The organism is Aeromicrobium sp. UC242_57, assembly GCF_044452305.1.
Lineage (GTDB): Bacteria > Actinomycetota > Actinomycetes > Propionibacteriales > Nocardioidaceae > Aeromicrobium.
In genome coordinates, this window is sequence record NZ_JBIOAM010000003.1 from 72,681 (window position 1) to 89,448 (window position 16,768).

General features: G+C 69.0%; 26 protein-coding genes. 22 read left to right on the top strand and 4 right to left on the bottom strand.

The annotated features are described in order from the left end of the window. The first annotated feature begins 66 nt into the window (after window positions 1–66). From ACHMWU_RS09605 to ACHMWU_RS09615, 3 genes are read left to right on the top strand one after another with little or no spacing between them, the layout of a single operon-like run. Window positions 67–645 carry a fibrinogen-like YCDxxxxGGGW domain-containing protein gene (locus ACHMWU_RS09605; RefSeq protein WP_396043229.1) on the top strand — a complete coding sequence of 193 codons (579 nt, stop codon included), beginning with the start codon at window positions 67–69 and terminating at the stop codon, window positions 643–645. Next, entirely contained in the window at window positions 570–1,820 is a 1,251-nt protein-coding gene (locus tag ACHMWU_RS09610; protein ID WP_396043231.1) for a hypothetical protein, read from the top strand. Before ACHMWU_RS09605 ends, ACHMWU_RS09610 begins: the two co-directional genes overlap by 76 nt. Then, on the top strand, window positions 1,756–2,499 hold the full coding sequence (locus ACHMWU_RS09615) for a hypothetical protein (RefSeq protein WP_396043233.1): 744 nt from the start codon (window positions 1,756–1,758) through the stop codon (window positions 2,497–2,499). Before ACHMWU_RS09610 ends, ACHMWU_RS09615 begins: the two co-directional genes overlap by 65 nt. A 273-nt stretch (window positions 2,500–2,772) precedes the next feature. Here the strand turns inward: ACHMWU_RS09615 and ACHMWU_RS09620 are convergent, their stop codons facing one another. Next, window positions 2,773–2,973: a hypothetical protein gene (locus tag ACHMWU_RS09620; RefSeq protein WP_396043235.1), complete on the bottom strand. Its 201-nt coding sequence runs from the start codon at window positions 2,971–2,973 to the stop codon at window positions 2,773–2,775. 47 nt (window positions 2,974–3,020) lie between these two features. Here ACHMWU_RS09620 and ACHMWU_RS09625 point away from each other — a divergent pair, with 47 nt between their 5' ends. The 10 genes from ACHMWU_RS09625 (at window position 3,021) to ACHMWU_RS09670 (ending at window position 7,042) form a co-directional block, all read left to right on the top strand. Then, window positions 3,021–3,488: a beta galactosidase jelly roll domain-containing protein gene (locus tag ACHMWU_RS09625; protein WP_396043238.1), complete on the top strand. Its 468-nt coding sequence runs from the start codon at window positions 3,021–3,023 to the stop codon at window positions 3,486–3,488. A 7-nt stretch (window positions 3,489–3,495) separates the two neighbouring features. After that, on the top strand, window positions 3,496–3,963 hold the full coding sequence (locus tag ACHMWU_RS09630; protein WP_396043240.1) for a CDP-alcohol phosphatidyltransferase family protein: 468 nt from the start codon (window positions 3,496–3,498) through the stop codon (window positions 3,961–3,963). Between the two features lie 2 nt (window positions 3,964–3,965). Further along, window positions 3,966–4,094, top strand: coding sequence for a hypothetical protein (locus ACHMWU_RS09635; RefSeq protein ID WP_396043242.1), 129 nt, complete (start codon window positions 3,966–3,968; stop codon window positions 4,092–4,094). A gap of 156 nt (window positions 4,095–4,250) precedes the next feature. After that, a complete protein-coding gene (locus tag ACHMWU_RS09640; protein WP_396043244.1) occupies window positions 4,251–4,400 on the top strand; it encodes a hypothetical protein in 150 nt (49 codons plus the stop codon). 30 nt (window positions 4,401–4,430) lie between these two features. After that, complete coding sequence (locus ACHMWU_RS09645) at window positions 4,431–4,739, top strand: hypothetical protein (protein ID WP_396043246.1); 309 nt, start codon at window positions 4,431–4,433, stop codon at window positions 4,737–4,739. Further along, the gene (locus ACHMWU_RS09650) at window positions 4,724–4,960 is read left to right on the top strand and encodes a hypothetical protein (RefSeq protein ID WP_396043248.1); all 237 of its coding nucleotides are present in this window, start codon (window positions 4,724–4,726) and stop codon (window positions 4,958–4,960) included. The genes ACHMWU_RS09645 and ACHMWU_RS09650 overlap by 16 nt, the downstream gene beginning before the upstream one ends. Continuing rightward, on the top strand, window positions 4,921–5,538 hold the full coding sequence (locus ACHMWU_RS09655) for a hypothetical protein (RefSeq protein ID WP_396043250.1): 618 nt from the start codon (window positions 4,921–4,923) through the stop codon (window positions 5,536–5,538). Before ACHMWU_RS09650 ends, ACHMWU_RS09655 begins: the two co-directional genes overlap by 40 nt. Continuing rightward, a complete protein-coding gene (locus tag ACHMWU_RS09660; protein ID WP_396043252.1) occupies window positions 5,525–6,301 on the top strand; it encodes a hypothetical protein in 777 nt (258 codons plus the stop codon). Before ACHMWU_RS09655 ends, ACHMWU_RS09660 begins: the two co-directional genes overlap by 14 nt. Then, window positions 6,262–6,519, top strand: a complete 258-nt coding sequence (locus ACHMWU_RS09665) for a hypothetical protein (RefSeq protein WP_396043255.1) — start codon at window positions 6,262–6,264, stop codon at window positions 6,517–6,519. The genes ACHMWU_RS09660 and ACHMWU_RS09665 overlap by 40 nt, the downstream gene beginning before the upstream one ends. Further along, complete coding sequence (locus ACHMWU_RS09670) at window positions 6,470–7,042, top strand: oligosaccharide flippase family protein (RefSeq protein WP_396043257.1); 573 nt, start codon at window positions 6,470–6,472, stop codon at window positions 7,040–7,042. The genes ACHMWU_RS09665 and ACHMWU_RS09670 overlap by 50 nt, the downstream gene beginning before the upstream one ends. Here ACHMWU_RS09670 and ACHMWU_RS09675 read toward each other — a convergent pair. Beyond that, the gene (locus ACHMWU_RS09675; protein ID WP_396043259.1) at window positions 7,039–8,328 is read right to left on the bottom strand and encodes a hypothetical protein; all 1,290 of its coding nucleotides are present in this window, start codon (window positions 8,326–8,328) and stop codon (window positions 7,039–7,041) included. The two genes, ACHMWU_RS09670 and ACHMWU_RS09675, sit on opposite strands and share 4 nt — an antisense overlap. A gap of 255 nt (window positions 8,329–8,583) precedes the next feature. Between ACHMWU_RS09675 and ACHMWU_RS09680 the strand changes: the two genes are divergently transcribed. The 6 genes from ACHMWU_RS09680 (at window position 8,584) to ACHMWU_RS09705 (ending at window position 12,231) form a co-directional block, all read left to right on the top strand. After that, on the top strand, window positions 8,584–9,387 hold the full coding sequence (locus tag ACHMWU_RS09680) for an RNA polymerase sigma factor (RefSeq protein WP_396043262.1): 804 nt from the start codon (window positions 8,584–8,586) through the stop codon (window positions 9,385–9,387). Between the two features lie 71 nt (window positions 9,388–9,458). Then, window positions 9,459–9,893 carry an adenylyltransferase/cytidyltransferase family protein gene (locus ACHMWU_RS09685; protein ID WP_396043264.1) on the top strand — a complete coding sequence of 145 codons (435 nt, stop codon included), beginning with the start codon at window positions 9,459–9,461 and terminating at the stop codon, window positions 9,891–9,893. Window positions 9,894–9,945: 52 nt separating this feature from the next. After that, window positions 9,946–10,806 carry a glycosyltransferase family 2 protein gene (locus ACHMWU_RS09690; RefSeq protein WP_396043267.1) on the top strand — a complete coding sequence of 287 codons (861 nt, stop codon included), beginning with the start codon at window positions 9,946–9,948 and terminating at the stop codon, window positions 10,804–10,806. A gap of 2 nt (window positions 10,807–10,808) precedes the next feature. Beyond that, window positions 10,809–11,636, top strand: a complete 828-nt coding sequence (locus ACHMWU_RS09695; protein WP_396043269.1) for a hypothetical protein — start codon at window positions 10,809–10,811, stop codon at window positions 11,634–11,636. Then, complete coding sequence (locus ACHMWU_RS09700; RefSeq protein WP_396043271.1) at window positions 11,636–12,076, top strand: sugar transferase; 441 nt, start codon at window positions 11,636–11,638, stop codon at window positions 12,074–12,076. Before ACHMWU_RS09695 ends, ACHMWU_RS09700 begins: the two co-directional genes overlap by 1 nt. Continuing rightward, the gene (locus tag ACHMWU_RS09705) at window positions 11,983–12,231 is read left to right on the top strand and encodes a sugar transferase (protein ID WP_396043273.1); all 249 of its coding nucleotides are present in this window, start codon (window positions 11,983–11,985) and stop codon (window positions 12,229–12,231) included. The genes ACHMWU_RS09700 and ACHMWU_RS09705 overlap by 94 nt, the downstream gene beginning before the upstream one ends. A gap of 44 nt (window positions 12,232–12,275) precedes the next feature. Here ACHMWU_RS09705 and ACHMWU_RS09710 read toward each other — a convergent pair whose 3' ends face one another. Continuing rightward, window positions 12,276–12,797, bottom strand: a complete 522-nt coding sequence (locus tag ACHMWU_RS09710; protein WP_396043275.1) for a calcium-binding protein — start codon at window positions 12,795–12,797, stop codon at window positions 12,276–12,278. A gap of 329 nt (window positions 12,798–13,126) precedes the next feature. Between ACHMWU_RS09710 and ACHMWU_RS09715 the strand changes: the two genes are divergently transcribed. Next, window positions 13,127–14,596: an AMP-binding protein gene (locus ACHMWU_RS09715; protein WP_396043277.1), complete on the top strand. Its 1,470-nt coding sequence runs from the start codon at window positions 13,127–13,129 to the stop codon at window positions 14,594–14,596. Window positions 14,597–14,610: 14 nt separating this feature from the next. On the opposite strand, the gene ACHMWU_RS09720 is transcribed toward ACHMWU_RS09715, so the two are convergent. Next, window positions 14,611–15,219, bottom strand: a complete 609-nt coding sequence (locus tag ACHMWU_RS09720) for a hypothetical protein (RefSeq protein WP_396043279.1) — start codon at window positions 15,217–15,219, stop codon at window positions 14,611–14,613. A gap of 80 nt (window positions 15,220–15,299) precedes the next feature. Between ACHMWU_RS09720 and ACHMWU_RS09725 the strand changes: the two genes are divergently transcribed. Together ACHMWU_RS09725 and ACHMWU_RS09730 are read left to right on the top strand one after the other, a co-directional pair. Beyond that, on the top strand, window positions 15,300–15,695 hold the full coding sequence (locus ACHMWU_RS09725; protein WP_396043281.1) for a type II toxin-antitoxin system PemK/MazF family toxin: 396 nt from the start codon (window positions 15,300–15,302) through the stop codon (window positions 15,693–15,695). Further along, window positions 15,692–16,708 (top strand): YihY/virulence factor BrkB family protein, encoded by a 1,017-nt coding sequence (locus ACHMWU_RS09730; protein ID WP_396043283.1) that lies wholly within the window; start codon window positions 15,692–15,694, stop codon window positions 16,706–16,708. Before ACHMWU_RS09725 ends, ACHMWU_RS09730 begins: the two co-directional genes overlap by 4 nt. Window positions 16,709–16,768: the final 60 nt, after the last annotated feature.

Consider the following 16,768-nt stretch of genomic DNA (forward strand, 5'->3'; position numbering starts at 1 on the left):
CTCTCATGGGTAGAAGGGCGTGGCGTCCAGCCGCGATCCTCTCCCGAGACAACCGAGGTTTCCATCGTGCGCCTGCTCACTCCCATGAGCGTCCGAACGGCCGTCCTGGCAGTTCTGGCCCCCGCTGTCGTCATCTCCGGGCTCGTGGCGGCGGGACCGTCTGCGAGCGCTGCCGCGCCGGCCGACGGGCTGGCACCCGTGACGGCGGCGGCATCCTGCTGGGAGATCAAGCAGAACGATCCCGCCGCAGCTGACGGCGTCTACTGGATCCTGACGCCACAGCTGAAGGTGCCCACGCAGATCTACTGCGACCAGACCACCGACGGTGGCGGCTGGGCGCTCGTGGGACGTGGGCGCGAGGGCTGGTCGTTGTCGTACAACGGCAACGCGACCCCGGCCGAGGTGTCGGGCACCGTGACCGGCCAGGCCGCGTTCGCGCCCAAGCAGCTCGACTCGGTCGTCGTGGACGGGCTGCTCGGCGGCAAGCGGTTCGACGATCCGACGTACGGTGGCGGCGTCCGCATCCGTCGAGCCGTCAACACCGAGGGCACCGACTGGCAGGAGACCCGATGGACGTACCGGGCGGTTCACGTGACCGCTGGAACTGGTCGTTCGGCGCCGGTTTCCCGCTGGCGTCGGTCGTGATCGGCGGGTCAGCGGGCAGCAACCTGACGACGTACGAGTTCGGCGCCGACACGGCCTATCGCCGGCTGTGGACGTACGAGAGCTCGCGCAACAACTACGTCCGCGGCTTCAACTTCGGCCAGTACGGCTACGGGACGACCTCCGCCGACAGCTACATCTTCTCGTCGGCGGGCGGCGGTCAGTACGGCACGCCGTTCAGCCAGGTCTTCATCAGGCCCAAGCTGATGTCGAGCGATCTGACGTTCGCGCCGATCTCCGCGTCGGGCACGCCAGCTGAGACCATCCGCGCGGTGCCCAAGAACGGCTCGCTGACCTCGTCGTGGGGAGTCAGCGGCATCGGCAACGGCGGATCGAGCGAGAACGCCTCCGAGGTGCAGGCCTTCGCCCAGATCGGCAGCACGATGTACGTCGGTGGCAACTTCACGACGGTGCTCAAGGGTGCGGACGCGACGGGCAGCGACCGGGTCTCGCAGCCCTACCTGGCGGCGTTCAACGCCACGACGGGCGACTACATCCGGTCGTTCGCCCCGCGGCTCAACAGCCAGGTCAAGGCGCTCAAGGCGCTGCCGAACGGCAAGCTCGCGGTCGGTGGCGAGTTCACCCAGGTCGATGGAACCGCCCGGACCGGCCTGGTCGTGCTGGATCCGACCACGGGTGCCCTCGACCCGACCTGGACGACCAATCTGCAGAACAACTCCACCGGCGGAACGGTCTCGGTGCGCGGCCTCGACACCGATGGCACCTACCTGTACCTGACAGGCGCCTTCACCCACTTCGTCCGGACCGGCACCACGACCCGTTACGCCAAGGGCGGGGCGCGCATCCTGCTGTCGACGGGTGTCGCGGACGGGGCTGGAATCCGGAGTTCAACGACACCGGCACCGCGATCGACGTCAGCGACGACAAGTCCCGGGTCTACTTCGCGGGCTACTTCACGACGGCGCGGGGCGGCACGACAGCCGATCGTGCGGCCGCGTTCACGACCGAGACCGGTGCGCCGCGGGTCACCCGGCCTGGCAGCCGACGTTCAGCACGGCCGGCTCCGCCCGCTACCAGCAGGCCATCGGCCAGGTGGGCTCCAAGGTGTGGCTCGGGGGTTCGCAGCACAGCATGTTCTCGTACAACACCTCGACGTTCGCGTTGGAGAACAAGCACATCACCAAGGCCGGCGGTGATGTGCAGGCGATCACGGGCGGCAACGGCCTGGTGTTCGCCGGCTGCCACTGCGAGAACTGGAACTACTCCGACACTGCGGCATACGACTCGACGAGCCCCGGCTCGACCAACATCACCTGGTCGCAGGCAGACAAGGTCTACTACGCGGCAGCCTATGACGCCGTGACCGGCGACCTCGCGCAGGAGTGGACGCCTGAGATGCGGGCCCGGATCGGTCGAGGCGTCTGGGCGCTGCACGTCGCCTCCGACGGAACGCTGTGGGCCGGCGGCACCTTGACCTCGGCAGTCAGGGGAGAACGGCAAGAACGGGTGGGTCGGGCGGGTTCGTGCGCTGACGCACCCGCCCGCACACACGGCACCGAAACGGGTCAGCAACGTCAAGGCCGAGCTGGACGGCACGGACGTCAAGGTCAGCTTCGACGCAGCGGCAAGCGGTGCCGTGACGTACGAGGTGTTGCGCAACGACCGGGTCGTGGCGACGACCTCGAGCCGGACGGTCACGGTCCCCGGCTCACAGGAGAGCGACCGCTTCTTCGTCCGCGTCGCCGACGGGTGGGGCAACCGCTCAGCCTCCTCGGCGGCCGTCGCGCCGACGGTGAAGGCCGCGACGACGACCCTGCTGCCGGCGGGCAGCACGTGGCGCTACTACTTCGACGGTGCCACCGCAGTGCCGAGTGACTGGAAGGGGCAAGCCTTCGACGACGGCAGCTGGCGCTCCGGTGCCGCTCCGCTGGGCTTCGGTGCCGGGTCCGTCGCGACCGACATCGACGTGCCGGCAGGGCAGACCCGCGCCGTCACCTCGTACTACCGCACCTCGTTCGAGGTGCAGCCCGGATCGACCTTCGGGACCGTCACGCTGACCACGCGAGCCGATGACGCCGTGGCGGTGCACGTCAACGGAGTGGAGGTCGGACGCGCGAACCTGCCGGACGGCAACCTGACCGCCACGACCTACGCCAAGAGCGCACCGCGCACTGCGACGGCGGTCGCCTCTCCGGTGACGTTCACCGTCCCGGTGTCGGCGCTCAAGATCGGCACGAACCAGGTCGCCGTCGAGGTGCACTCGATGTACAAGGCGACCCCTGACTCGAGCATGGACCTGACCGTCGTGGCGCAGGGCGGATCGTCGACGCCGCAACCGGCCAGCACCACGACCCCGCTGATCAGGTCGGGAGCGACCTGGTCGTACCTGTTCGACAGTGCCCGACCACCTGCCGCCGACTGGACGACGTCTGCGAGCGCAACAGCCGGCTGGCCCACCGGACCGGCCGCGCTGGGCTGGGGCAACGGGGCCCATCTCGACCAACATCGACGTCCCGGCCGGGACGACCCGAGCCCTGACGTCGTACTACCGACGCACCTTCGACGTCGCGAACGCCGCAGCGGTGCAACGGCTGACGCTCGTCACCCGCGCGGACGACGGTGTCGCGGTGCACGTCAACGGCGTCGAGGTGGGGCGTTCCAACCTGCCGAACGGGCCGCTGACGCCAGGCACGTACGCGTCGTCGGCCGTCTCGACGAGCAATGCACTCGCGAGCCCCGTGACGTTCGACGTGCCGGTGAGCCTGCTGCGCAACGGCAGCAACACCATCGCGGTCGAGGTGCACTCCAACTACCGGTCGACGCCGAACACGAGCATGGACCTGACCTTGACGGCGAGGTCGTAGGAGCACCATGACCGAGCTGACCGAGGCGCGCGGCGCGCGCGCCGCCTACCGTGCGCTGGCTGCCGCGCAGAAGAGCGGGGCAGGTGTCCCGTGGTACATGCGTGCAGTGAATCGGCGTCTGGGCCGGTTGATCGCGGCCGGTGCCGCGCAGACCCGGGCGACGCCCGATCACATGACAGCCGCAAGCTTCGTCGCCTTCGTGCTCGGGGCCGGGCTCGTGGTCGTGGCCGAGCCGGGTGCCGCGATGGCGGTCGTCTCGATGCTGCTGCTGCAGCTCGGTTTCGCCTTCGACTCCGCTGACGGGCAGCTGGCTCGACTGCGTGGCTCGGGGTCGCCGGCTGGCGAGTGGCTCGACCACGTCGTCGACTCCGGTCGGCACCTGCTGTTCCATCTCGCGATCCTGATCGGTCTCTACCGGTTCACCGACGTGTCGGACGTGGTGCTGCTGATCCCGCTCGGGTTCGCGCTCGTCTGACCGTGCGGTTCTTCGCCCAGATCCTCGCCGAGCAGCTGGCCCGCCGTGACCCCGTCGCGGGGCCGGTAGTCGGTGCCGCGGTTCGGCGTCCTGGATCCAGGCCCCTGCCGACACCGGGCTGCTCAACCTGACCCGTGCTCGCCGTGGCCGTGGACCACAGCATTCGTCTGGGGTCTACGGGATCATGGCCGCACTGAACGCGCTGCCGCCGGCGGCGACGCTGCTGCGCCGCCACCGCGAGCTCGTCGCGCTGCACGAGACCCAGCTGCACCAGGGGGCCTAGCGCCGTGCCGTCCGTCGAGATCGCGGTGCAGGAGCAGGAGCAGGCAGGCTCGCCCGGCGACGCCTTGCCCGCGTGGCCGGTCCTGGCGCTGCTGGCGGGGCTTCCCGGCTCTTCTGGCCGCTCGGTGCCACCGTCATCACGGGGGTGCTGCTGACGATCGTGATGCTGTCGTACCTCGCGCACCATGCCGCCGCCCGACTCGTCCCCGGGCGCGTACGCCTACCTCGCCTTCGTCGCCTGGGTCATCCCGTGCGGACTCATGATCGACTCCGGTTCGCGCATGCTCGGCTTCGTCTACCGCTACTCGATCTTGATGATCGTGGCGACGGCGTTCGTCTACACGCTCAGCGCCGGACACCGGCTCAGCCGACGCAAGATCGTCAACGGGCTGACGTTCGTGTGGTTCTTCACGATCTGCGGTGGCCTGCTGGGTCTCGCTCCTTCGCGCGTGCGGCTTCGACCCCGGTGGGCCTGTTCATGCCGGGCTCGCTGACCAGCAACGAGTACGTCCACGACCTGTTCTTCCCACCGTTCGCCGAGATCCAGCAGCCCTTCGGCGCGCCCGCAGACCTGTTGCGTCCATCGGCCCCGTTCCCGTACGCCAACAGCTGGGAGTCGCGATCGTCCTGCTGTCGCCGGTCGCGGTGGCCTGCTTCCTGCAGACCAAGTCGCTCGTGCTCCGGATCGCGATCGTCCTCGGCCTGGGTGCGATGATCCCGCCGGCGATGGCGACGTCGAACCGGGCCATGTTCGCGGGCCTCGGCCTGGCAGCGGTCTACGTCGTGATCCGGATGGCCTTGCGCAACCGCGCTGCTCCGGTGCTGACGATCGGCGTCCTGGGCCTGGTCGGTGGACTCGTGCTGGTCGGCAACGGCCTGCTCACCCAGATCCAGGAACGGCAGTCGTACGGCAGCCTGTCGGAGACCCGGTTCTCGCCTGTACCGCGAGACGATCGACCGGACGCTGGACTCACCCCTGCTCGGTTTCGGCGCGCCGCGGCCGTCGTACGACAACATCGTCTCGGTCGGCACGCAAGGCTACTTCTGGACCGTGATGTTCAGCTTCGGCTCGTCGGTCTCGCGCTCTTCCTGACGTTCCTGTGGGGCACGACGCTGCGGACCTGGCGCGCCCAGGGCGACGTCGACCTGGCCCTGCACAGCGTCCTGGTCGTGGCCTGCCTGATCATCTTCGTCTACGGGCTCGACGTGATGCAGATGCTGACCGTCCTGCTGGTGGCGGCGGTGCTGCTGCGCCGACGGTACGGACTCGATGCGGACGATGTCGGCGACTGAGCGGCCGACGAGGGGTATCGCGTGGGCCGGCGCGATCAACCTCGTGGGCGGAGTGTCGGGCTCGCTGATCGGGCTGCTGCTGGCCGGGCTCGTCGGTCGGCAGCTCGGGCCGTCGGGCGCCGGCACGTACTTCCTGGTCGTCGCGGTGTTCATGATCGTCTCGAACGTCGCCGAGCTCGGCGCCGACACCGGCCTGGTGCGGTTCGTCGCGGCCGCACGGGCGACTGATCGGCTCGTCGACGTGCCGCACCTGGTGCGCATCGCCGTGCGTCCCGTGCTGTGGTGCGGGCTGTGCGTGACGGTCGCGGTCGGCGTTGCGGCTGCGGGAGGCGCAGACCTGACAGATCAGGTGAGTCCGGGGTTCATGGTGCTCGCTGCGGTGCTGGCCGTGCTCGGCTCGCTCAACGTCGTCATGGTCTCGGTGTCACGTGGATTCGGCGACGTCGTGACCTACCCGCTGCTGCAGAACATCACTCTGCCCGGTCTGCGGCTGATCGGTGTCGCCGTCGTGCTGGCTGCTGGGGGCGGCGTGACCCAGGTGCTCCTGGCCTGGATGCTCCCCGTCGTCGTGGTGCTGGCCCTCGCCTCGCTGGTCGCGGCCAGGCTCACGTCGCACGCGTCCCGATCACCGGGCAGGGCTGCCTCGAGCGCCGAGCAGTCGCGGCTGACCCGGCAGTTCTGGGCTTCAGCGCCGCCCGGGGTGTCTCTGCGGCAGTGGAGATCTTGCTCGAGTGGGTCGACGTCCTGCTCGTCGGACTCCTGACCTCGCCACGGGAGGCAGGTATCTACGCCGTCGTGACCAGGTGCGCCCGGGCCAGCGAGGTCATCCATCAGGCGGTACGTATCGCGGTGGGTCCGCAGATCGCTGCGGCGATGGCGACCCGGGCCCGCAGGCAGGCGCGGGGAGATCTACAGCCTGACGACGGCGGCGATGATCTGGCTGGGCTGGCCGTTCTTCCTCGTCCTGATCGTGTTCGGTGACTCCGTCTTGTCGATCTTCGGACCGGGCTTCGAGGACGGCGCGACGTCGCTGGGCATCCTCGCCGTCGCGATGGCCGTGGCCCTGGCTGCCGGAACGGTGCAGACGATCTTGCTGATGGGCGGACGGAGCAGCTGGCAGCTGGCCGACAAGTCGATCGCGCTGGCCCTCAACGTCGCCCTCAACCTCGCCCTGATCCCGGTCTGGGGCATCGAGGGCGCTGCGGTGGCCTGGGCCGTCACGATCGTCGTCGACACCGTGATCGTGATCTACCAGGTGCAGCACCTCATGGACGTGCGGCCAGACCTGCGCCTGCTCGCGACGGCTGCGGCGGTGTCGGTGCTTGTCGCCGGTGTGCCGATCCTCGGATCGCGGTTGGTGTTCGGCTCGACCGTCCCGGTCATGCTGGCCACCGTCGCGGTCGTCGGTGCGGCGTACCTGGCAGTCAGCTTACCGGCTACGGCACCGGCTCGGGCTGACGGCCCTGCTGGCCCACCGCTCCGACTGACGAGCGGTCCGCCCTAGCGGTGCAACGCCTGCTCGGGTGCCGGGAACAGTGCCGTCAGGGCGATGTCGACGCTCTTGGACTTCAGCAGGCTGCTGAAACGGCGCAGCGCTGCCGCGTCGTCAGCTGTCGTGCGAGCCAGGAGCAGCGAGTCCGATCGCGTGGCGAGGGCCACCTTGTTGGCGTCCGAGCTGAGATTGGTCGTGTCGATGATGACGATCTCGCCACCCCACGAGAACCGCTTCTTGTCGGTCGGCCAGCCGCGGCTGATCTTGCCCTCGTTGATCGCGCTGGCGTCGACGAACCGCGCCGGACGGCCGCGACGCTGCAGTGCGTCGACGAGCTCCTGGCCGGGGGTGATGTCGCGGCCCGGGCTCTCCTCGGCATCCACCATGATCGTGAACGGGGCGTCGGGGCCGATCTGCTTCGGGATCTTGAGCATGAACGCGGCGATGTCCCAGGTGTCGGCCCGGTGCGTGTCCTTGGTGCCGTCGAGGACGATCGAGTCGCCGATCGAGTGGATGCTCTCGACGCTGCCGATCTCGGGATCCTCCTGCTTCCTGCGCAGCAGCGCGAAGGGGATCGCCGCGAACAGCCCGATGACCAGCCCGGCAGCTCCCATCGGCACGATGCCCGGGGTCGACGGCTTCGTCGGGACCACGGCGCTACCGACGACCTGTCCGGGGTTGAGGTCGAGATTGTTCAGGTCTGCGAGCTTGACGGCGAGCGAGTCAGCCTGGACCTGCAACGTGCGCTGGCTGATCGCGGAGGCGTTGACCGGACGCTTGGCTTGCACCTGGATCGCGGCGATCTGGTTGCGGGCCGCCGTCGCGAGCCGGGTGACCGAGTCGGCGGCCTGCGTCCGACGGGTCTGCAGATAGGCCTCGGCCACGGCGTCCGCACCCGCGGCTGCCTGGGCGGCCGTCGTGCCGGAGTACGAGATGTTCAGGATCAACGAGTCGTCCGGCGAGGTGACGCTGGTCGAGTCGGTGATCGTCGCGGGAGAGATGACGTATCGCGGAGCCAGTGCCTCGGACGCAGCGGTGGCGACCTTCCGCGACGTGGCCAGACCGGCCTCGGTCGGCATGCTGACCGACTTGGCGGCATCGGCCGAAGCGGCAAGCGGTCCGGCGTTCATGGGGTTGACCGAGACCGTCGTGGTCGCGTCGTACTTCGCCGGGATCGCGTATGAGGCGAGCACGCCCAGTCCCAGACCGAGGAGCGCGCCGAGGATCAGCACGGGCCAACGGCTCCGGAGCGAGCTGGCGATGTCGGTGAGCTGCGCTGGCTGCGCTTCGGTGGCCATCTGGGAGTCCTTGGGTCGGGGCAGGTCTCCGGCGGGGACCTCTCATTGAAGGGAGTCACCAGCGAGGCGGACATGACGGCATTCCAGCAGTTTTATTTTCGTTGGTGCCGTCTTCACCTGGCTTTCCACAGGACGCCGACGGATCCGTGGACGATGCCGCCGAGCGCGTGTCATGCTGCCTGCACCTGTCATGCAGGTGACGGATCGCCACAGAGCTGTCCACGAGCTTCGATCTCACAGTCCGGGGGGACCTCCATGCCGAACACACATCGTGCCGACGGTTGCCCTGCGGCGCCCTCGCTCGACGAGCTCGGTGACAGCGAGCTGCTGAGGCTGGCGCGTGACGGCGCGCAAGACGCGTACGCGGCACTGTTCGACCGCTACAGCTATCCGGCCTACCGGCTGGCCCGCCACCTGGGTCAGCGCGACGAGTCCGATGACGTCGTGTCGGAGGCATTCGCCAGGGTGCTGGCCCTGCTGCGCCGAGGCAAGGGGCCGGAGACGGCCTTCCGGGCCTATCTCTTCACGACGATCCGGCACGAGGCGGCCAGCCGGGCCAAGGCGCGTCAACGGGTCGTGCCGACCGACGACGTCGAGCAGATCGACCAGGCGGTGCGGTTCGGCGACGGTCAGCTCGACGTGTTCGAGCGGACCACGATCCGGGCGGCCTACGAGTCACTGCCGCCGCGGTGGCGCACCGTGCTGTGGCACGTCGACGTCGAAGGGCGTGGAGCAGTCGAGATCGGACCGCTGCTGGAGCTGTCGGCCAACAGCGTCTCGGCCTTGGTCTACCGCGCCCGGTCCGGACTGCGCGAGGCCTACCTGCAGCAGCACGTCAAGCGCGACGCCCCGGTCGACGGCGAGCAGTGCCGCACCGTCCGGTCGAGGCTCTCGGCCGTCGTGCGCCAGAGCGCGGCGAGACGGGTCATCGACACCGTAGCCCAGCACCTCGAGACGTGCGAAGCCTGCCGGCAGGTGCACGCCGAGCTCGTGGAGGTCGACCGAGAGACGGTCCGGACGATGGGAAGCGCCGCAGCTGAAGCAGCTCGCCACGAATAGTCGGGGATTTCACCGTCACGATCGGCAGCCAGGTCGCTCTCTCCTAGCAGGACCGAGCGAAGAGAGTTGTCATGGATGCACGCACCACGTTCGACGTCGGCTATTCGAGCGGCGTGTTCGACATGTTCCACGTGGGGCATCTGAACCTGCTGCGCCGGGCCCGCAACTACTGCCGCCACCTGGTCGTCGGCGTGGGCAGCGACGAGTACGTCGAGAACCTCAAAGGACGCCCGCCGGTGGTTCCGTGCGATGAACGGATCGACATCATCTCGGCGCTCGGCATCGTCGACGAGGTCGTGATCGACCGCTCCGAGGACAAGGTCGCGGTGTGGCAGCAACGGCCCTTCGACGCGATCTTCAAGGGCAATGACTGGCAGGGCACGCCCAAGGGCTACCGGCTCGAACGGGCCATGGGCGAGCTGGGCGTCGAGGTCGTGTACTTCCCCTACACGCGGCACACGTCGAGCTCGATGCTGCGGACCTTCCTGAGCGGGGGAGACGAGTGACGGTGGCGCCGGCGGTGACAGCGGTCGTGCCGACGCATCGACGCCCGAGCCGATGCGCCGCGCAGTGCAGAGCATCGTCGACCAGGACTATCCCGGCCAGATCGAGGTCATCGTGGTCTTCGACGCGACAGATCCGGTGCTGCCCGATGTCGTGACGGGGCCTGCGCGCAGCGTCCGCGGGGTGGTCAACGATCGCGTCCGCGGCCTGGCGGGGGCGCGCAACACCGGCATCCTCGAGGCCCAGCACGACTTCGTGGCCTTCCTCGACGACGACGACCACTGGTTCAGCGGCAAGCTGGAAGCGCAGATGAACGTGTTCGCGCAGCATCCGGACGTCGGGCTGGTCGGCTCGGCGATGCAGGTCGACGACGGCCGGACGACCCACGATCGCCCGGTTCCGCTGACCTACGTGCGGCATGCCGATCTGGTGCGTGACCGCATCGCTGCCCTGCACTCCAGCAGCTTCGTGTTCCGCCGAGACGTGCTCGTCGACCGGGTCGGCATGATCGACGAAGACCTGCCCGGGGCCTACGGCGAGGACTACGACATCTTGCTGCGCACCTCGCGAGTCGTCCCGATCCGCCTGGTCGACGAGCCGTTGGTGTCGGTCCGCTGGTCGGGGCAGTCGTTCTTCTACGGCAAGTGGGCGCAGTATGCCGAAGGGCTGATCTACCTGCTCGACAAGCATCCCGAGCTGCGAGAAGACCGGGCGGCAGCTGCTCGTGTCGGCTCGCAGGTGGGCTTCGCCCTGGCCGCATCTGGTCAGCGGAAGGCCTCGCGCACCTGGCTGTGGGGCGCCTTGCGCAGCCAGCCGCTCAACGCGCGAGCCTGGCTCGGACTGCTGATCTCGCTACGGCTGCTGTCGGCGGACGGCGTGGCGCGGGTCGCGAACCTGTTCGGCAAGGGCATCTGACGATGGCGGTGCTCGACGTCGACGCTCCTCTGCGCGGGCCGCGCAGCCAGTCCGCCCGGGCGGAGACGCCGCGATGGCCGCTTCGGCGACTGCCCGCTGCGCTGCTCCGCCAGGGGGTGCTGGGCTACGCCGGAACCCTCGTGGTCGCGTGGTTCCTCGCCGGACGCCACTTCGTCCTGCCGGCGAGCTGGACGTACGGCGTCACGGTGTTCGTCGCGGGCTGGCTGCTCTACAGCTTCGCCGCACTGCCCGCCTATGAGCGAGCCCGCTCGTTCAAGCCGTCGATCCGTCTCGTCGAGGCCGTCGGTGTGATCTCGGTCGGGTGCCTCGTCGCCGAGATCGAGAACACCGCGCAGCTGCGTCATGTCGTGGTCTCGATCGTTGCCGCTGCGGGATTCCTGGCGGCCTCGGCGCTGCTGCACCGACAGCTCCTGCGCCGGACCCCGACCGTCCTGGTCGGTCATGTCGACGCGGTGCGCCGGCTGGAGTCTCGATGGGCCGAAGCGATCGGACGTCGACGTCGTCGCATCGTGCTCGTGGCGCGCCCCGCACGAATTGGCACCCGCTGGCGCGATATCCGACCAGGGTCTGCGCGACGTCGTCGCAGAGGTGCTCGTCGAGGTCGACCGGCACCGAGCCACGTCGGTCGTCATCGCTACCGGGCGGGCGTTCACGAGCCCGGCGCTGCGCCACCTGGCCTGGGGGTTGCAGCGGGCCGAGGTCGAGTGCCTCGTGATCGCCGACATGAACGACCACGTCGAGTACCTGCGCCCGCGGCGGGTCGGCGACCAGATCGCACTGTCGTTGCGGGCCCCCCAACGACCACCTGATGTCGGTGGCCGCCAAGGCCGTCTTCGACCGGGTGACGGCGCTGCTGGCATTGATCGTGCTGGCACCCCTGCTGGTGCTGATCGCCCTGCTGGTGCGGCTGACGTCGCGCGGGCCGGCAGTCTTCCGTCAGGTGCGCTCGGGCCGTGACGGCGTGCCGTTCACGATCTGGAAGTTCCGCACCATGACGGTCGACGCCGAAGAGCGGCTCGCGGGGCTGCTCGACCGCAACGAGGGCGCAGGCCCGCTGTTCAAGCCGGGACGATCCGCGGGTCACCCGGCTGGGGGCGATCCTGCGTCGCACATCGCTCGACGCGGCCCCAGCTGGTCAACGTCCTGCGGGGGGAGATGTCGCTCGTCGGCCCCCGGCCGGCCCTGCCGGCCGAGACGTCGCAGTACAGCGAGTGGGTCTGGCGACGGCTGCACGTCAAGCCGGGCCTGACCGGGCTGTGGCAGGTCAGCGGACGGTCGGCCCTGTCGTGGGACGACTCGATCCGCATCGACCTGCAGTACGTCAACAACTGGAACTTGCGCCTCGACGCAGCGATCCTGGCTCGCACGGTCCGGGCCGTGCTCAGCCGGACCGGCGCCCTGTAGCGCGACGGAGGGGCCCCGCCGGGGCCCCTCCGTCGTCGGTCAGATCAGTCGTCGTCGCGGTCGGGCTCTTCGCCCTGGTAGACGCGGTCCTTGCCCGAGCCGCCGTTGAGCTTGTCCTTGCCACGCTCGCCCTCGAGCAGGTCACGGCCGCTGTTGCCCCAGATCCGGTCGTTGCCCGATCCGCCCTGCAGCTCGTCGTTGCCCGATCCGCCCCAGATGCGGTCCCGGCCCGAGTCGCCGTCGATCTCGTCGCGGCCGGCGTTGCCGTAGATGCGGTCGTGGCCCGAACCGCCGTCGATCTCGTCGTTGCCAGAGCCGCCGCAGATCAGGTCGTTGCCGCCGTTGCCATCGATCTCGTCATGTCCGCCGAGGCCGACGATGACGTCGCGGCCGGACGTCCCCTCGATCTCGTCGCTGCCCGAGGTGCCGACGATCGTGGCGGTCACACCGGCGCACTTGTGGTTCGTGGCGGCCTGGGCGGGGGAGGACAGCCCCATCGCGGCGATCGTCGTCAGGCCGAGTCCGGCGACGGACAGCAGGGCGGTGGTGCGGATTCGTGTGCGCATGGCATTTCTCCAGTCTTGGGTGGATCAGTTCGTAGGTCGGTACGTCTCGTTGGTAAGTCCCATATGACCGGTCGTGGATGAGGCGCGGATGAGGCGTCAGTGAGAGGGTTCTTAGACGGGCCGCGACTGCTTGGACGGTTGTGTAACTCGTTGTTACACTCCACCTGACGCCTACGCGGGACCACGTCCCGGTCACCCCGCCGAAATGGAGCACGGATGAGCCAGCGCACCCACGACCTCGGCTTCACCCTCAAGGTCTTCCGGCAGATCGGGCTGCTCAAGCCCCTGCCGCCGCATCGGCTGGTCGGTGCCGGTCTCCAGCTGGCCAAGTGGGGGCCCGGCGCCTGCCGTCGGGCGTCCACGCGGTCGCCAAGCGATTCCCCCAGCAGCTCGCGATCATCGACGACGCAGGCCAGATCACCTGGTCCGATCTCGCTGCCCAGATCAACCAGCTGACCCAGGCGCTCAAGGACCGTGGCATCCAGCCGGGAGACTCCATCGCGGTCCTGGCCCGCAACCACCGGTTCATGGTCATCTCGATCGTGGCGATCATGCAGGCCGGTGGTCGGGTGCTGCTGCTCAACACGATGGCCAGCCGCAGCCAGCTCGGCGAGCTCGCGCAGCGCGAGGACGCAAGCCTCGTGATCGTCGACCAAGAGTTCCTCGACGTCGCACACGACGTCGACCGCAGCAAGCTCGTGCTGGGCTGGGCCGATGCTGACGCCCCGACCGACCTGCTGAGCGTCACCTGGCTGATGCAGGGCAAGTCGACGTCCGCGCACCCCAAACCGGCCCGCCACGGTCAGATCATCATCTTCACGTCGGGCACGACCGGGCTGCCCAAGGGTGCCCGCCGCGAGGAGCCCAAGGACCTCAAGCCGCTGGTCGCCTTCTTCGGCGCGATCCCCTACCGCGGCAACTCCACGGTCGTGATCGCAGCACCGCTGTTCCACTCGTGGGGGCTGATCAACTTCGCCTTCGGCCTCTCGACCGCCCCCACGTACGTCCTGCGGCGCCGCTTCGACGCCGCCACGGTGCTGAGCGACATCGAGCGGCACCGGGCGCAGGTGCTCGTCGTGGTCCCGCTGATGATGCAGCGCATGGTCGACCTCGACCCTGAGATCATCGCCCGCCACGACGTGTCGTCGCTGCAGATCACCGCGAGCAGCGGCTCGGCGCTCGGCGGCGAGCTGGCCAACCGGTACATGGACCTGTTCACCGACTCGGTCTACAACTTCTACGGGGCGACCGAGACCGGCTGGGTCACGATCGCCGGCCCCGCCGACCTGCGCGATGCGCCCGGCACAGCCGGACGGCCACCGTTCCGCACGGTCGTCAAGGTCCTCGACGCCGGCGGCCAGGAGGTCCCGCAGGGCGAGACCGGCGTCATCCACGTCGGCAACGACATGCCGTTCGGCGGTTACACCGATGGCAACACCAAGTCGTTCGCCGACGGGCTCATGAACACCGGCGACCTGGGCCACTTCGACGCGTCCGGCCGGCTGTTCGTGTCGGGGCGCGATGACGACATGATCATCTCCGGCGGCGAGAACGTCTTCCCGCGCGAGCTCGAAGACGCACTGATTGACCATCCCGACGTCTCCGACGTCGTGGTGCAGGGCGTCGCCGACGATGCCTTCGGGCAGGCGTTGGCCGCCTATGTCGTGGTCAGGGAGGGAGCCACGCTGAGCGAGGACGAGATCGTGGCCTATGCCAAGGAACGGGTCGCCCGGTTTGCGGTGCCCCGCCGCACGATGTTCCTCGACGGCTGCCGCGCAACCCCACGGGCAAGGTCATGAAGCGCAACCTGCCCTCACTCGACTGACGGCGGCACCGGCTCGGCCGTTCGGCGGCTGGGTCGGGCCGCGACGGGGATTGCGACCAGCATTCCCAGTACCAGGCCGGCGGCGGCCGTCGACGTCAGGCCGAGTCCGACCGGGGTGCGGGGCAGCCGGGCCGGGTCGATGAGGTCGGAGGTCGACGCGGCGATCTTCTCAGCTGCGAGCCGGCGCTCGACGTCGATCTCCCGCACCGCCAGGTAGGCGTGCGCGACCGCGTCGGCCCCACGCGCCGCTGCGACGGGGGAGTCCGCGACGTACGAGATCCTCAGGACACGTGACCTCGCCACCGACGCCGCGGTGACGGCCCGCTCGAGCTCGTCGATCGACAGCTGCTCGTCGGCCAGGGCGTCGAGAGCTTCAGCAGACACCTGCCGGGATGACGCGAGGGCGATCTCGGCCTCCATGTCGACGAGCCCGGGATCGGCGGCGTCGACGCGGATGACGGACTCCGCCTCGAAGCGAGTCGCGGACAGCTGGTGGAAGGCCACTCCCGCAGCCAGGCCGATCCCCGCCACGACGGCGAGCGTGACCCACCGGGCGGCGACACGTCGACCCAGCTCGGTCAGCGTCAGCGGCTCCATCTCGTCAGTCTGTTGGCGACCGCAGAAGTTGTCCAACCGGGTTGCCCCCGGTCTGTGCACAGCTGTGGCACGCTTGCCGGGTGGACATCGAGTACGACCCCCATCCAGATGGTGAACCCGATCCGGGAGAGGTCGTCTGGGCGTGGGTCCCCTACGAAGATGATCCGAGCCAGGGCAAGGACCGCCCGGTGCTGCTGATCGGCCGTGAGGGCACCGAGCTCGTGGGGCTCATGCTGACCTCGAAGGACCACGATCGCGACGTCGAGCAGGAAGCCCGGGCAGGACGGTTCTGGTTCGATCTCGGCCCCGGTCCGTGGGACAGCCAGGGTCGGCCGAGCGAGGTGCGCCTGAACCGGCTGATCGCCGTCGACGTCGCCGACGTCCGGCGCGAGGGATCGGTGCTCGACGAGCAGCGGTTCGCAGCCGTCGTCGCCGCGCTGCAGCCCTACCTCCCGCGGCAGCAGGCCAGCTCGTGAGCGCCGAGAACCCGCGGCCGGTCGGTCGCGTCGACGCCTTCCAGCGCAAGCACCCCTTCATCGGCTTCCCCATCGCGGTGATCTACAAGTACTTCGACGACCAGGGGGCCTACCTGGCGGCGATCATCACGTACTACGCCTTCATCGCGATCTTCCCGCTGCTGCTGCTGAGCACCTCGATCCTCGGCTTCCTGGTGCAGGGCGACGACGCGCTGCGTGACCGGCTGCTCGACTCTGCCCTGAGCCAGTTCCCGATCATCGGCTCCGAGCTGGGCACCCCGCAGGGCCTGCAAGGGTCGACGTCGGCGATCGTGATCGGTTCCATCACGGCGATCTACGGTGCGATGGGCCTTGGCCAGGCGGTCCAGAACGCGGCCAACATCGCCTGGTCGGTGCCGCGCAACAGCCGCGCCAACCCGTTCATCCTGCGGCTGCGCAGCCTGATCTTCCTGTCGATCTCCGGCATTGGGATCCTGCTGCTGGCGATCGCGACCTCGCTGCTGGCCAATCCGAACTCGTTCGGCACCGAGCTGCAGTCGACGATCGGCTGGGCGTCGCGGATCATCGGCTTCCTGCTGACCCTCGGCATCTTCGTCGCCGTGTTCCGGCTGATCAGCCTGCGCCGGGCCAAGACCCGTGCCGTGCTTCCAGGGGCGGTCGTGACGGCGATCCTGTGGCAGGGGCTGCAGTACATCGGCAACACGTACGTCCGCGAGGTCATCGGCAAGGCCAACCAGGTCAACCAGACCTTCGCCTTGGTGCTGGGTCTGCTGGCCTTCGTCTACATCGCGGCCATGATGGTCGTGCTGGGGCTCGAGGTCAACGTGGTCCTGCGCCGCAAGCTCTACCCGCGGGCGCTGCTGACTCCGTTCACCGACAACGTGATCCTGACCGAGGCCGATCAGCTGGCCTACTCGTCGTACGCCAAGTCGCAGCGGCACAAGGGCTTCCAGTCCGTCGAGGTGACGTTCGAGGAGCGCCTGCCCCAGGACGCCCCGACCAATCAGGGCTGAGCGTGCACCTGGTTCCCCTCTGCAGGAGTCGAGCACTAGGCTTGCCCGACAAGTGACGGT

What these genes read in the sequence shown, in the direction of transcription:
- ACHMWU_RS09630 (WP_396043240.1), top strand. Translation starts at nt 3,496, where the DNA reads ATGACCGAGCTGACCGAGGCGCGCGGCGCGCGCGCCGCCTACCGTGCG.
- ACHMWU_RS09685 (WP_396043264.1), top strand. Translation starts at nt 9,459, where the DNA reads ATGGATGCACGCACCACGTTCGACGTCGGCTATTCGAGCGGCGTGTTC.
- ACHMWU_RS09680 (WP_396043262.1), top strand. Translation starts at nt 8,584, where the DNA reads ATGCCGAACACACATCGTGCCGACGGTTGCCCTGCGGCGCCCTCGCTC.
- ACHMWU_RS09660 (WP_396043252.1), top strand. Translation starts at nt 5,525, where the DNA reads ATGTCGGCGACTGAGCGGCCGACGAGGGGTATCGCGTGGGCCGGCGCG.
- ACHMWU_RS09675 (WP_396043259.1), bottom strand. Translation starts at nt 8,328, where the DNA reads ATGGCCACCGAAGCGCAGCCAGCGCAGCTCACCGACATCGCCAGCTCG.
- ACHMWU_RS09610 (WP_396043231.1), top strand. Translation starts at nt 570, where the DNA reads ATGGACGTACCGGGCGGTTCACGTGACCGCTGGAACTGGTCGTTCGGC.
- ACHMWU_RS09615 (WP_396043233.1), top strand. Translation starts at nt 1,756, where the DNA reads ATGTTCTCGTACAACACCTCGACGTTCGCGTTGGAGAACAAGCACATC.
- ACHMWU_RS09645 (WP_396043246.1), top strand. Translation starts at nt 4,431, where the DNA reads ATGCCGCCGCCCGACTCGTCCCCGGGCGCGTACGCCTACCTCGCCTTC.
- ACHMWU_RS09700 (WP_396043271.1), top strand. Translation starts at nt 11,636, where the DNA reads ATGTCGGTGGCCGCCAAGGCCGTCTTCGACCGGGTGACGGCGCTGCTG.
- ACHMWU_RS09695 (WP_396043269.1), top strand. Translation starts at nt 10,809, where the DNA reads ATGGCGGTGCTCGACGTCGACGCTCCTCTGCGCGGGCCGCGCAGCCAG.
- ACHMWU_RS09710 (WP_396043275.1), bottom strand. Translation starts at nt 12,797, where the DNA reads ATGCGCACACGAATCCGCACCACCGCCCTGCTGTCCGTCGCCGGACTC.
- ACHMWU_RS09720 (WP_396043279.1), bottom strand. Translation starts at nt 15,219, where the DNA reads ATGGAGCCGCTGACGCTGACCGAGCTGGGTCGACGTGTCGCCGCCCGG.
- ACHMWU_RS09690 (WP_396043267.1), top strand. Translation starts at nt 9,946, where the DNA reads ATGCGCCGCGCAGTGCAGAGCATCGTCGACCAGGACTATCCCGGCCAG.
- ACHMWU_RS09705 (WP_396043273.1), top strand. Translation starts at nt 11,983, where the DNA reads ATGTCGCTCGTCGGCCCCCGGCCGGCCCTGCCGGCCGAGACGTCGCAG.
- ACHMWU_RS09670 (WP_396043257.1), top strand. Translation starts at nt 6,470, where the DNA reads ATGATCTGGCTGGGCTGGCCGTTCTTCCTCGTCCTGATCGTGTTCGGT.
- ACHMWU_RS09650 (WP_396043248.1), top strand. Translation starts at nt 4,724, where the DNA reads ATGCCGGGCTCGCTGACCAGCAACGAGTACGTCCACGACCTGTTCTTC.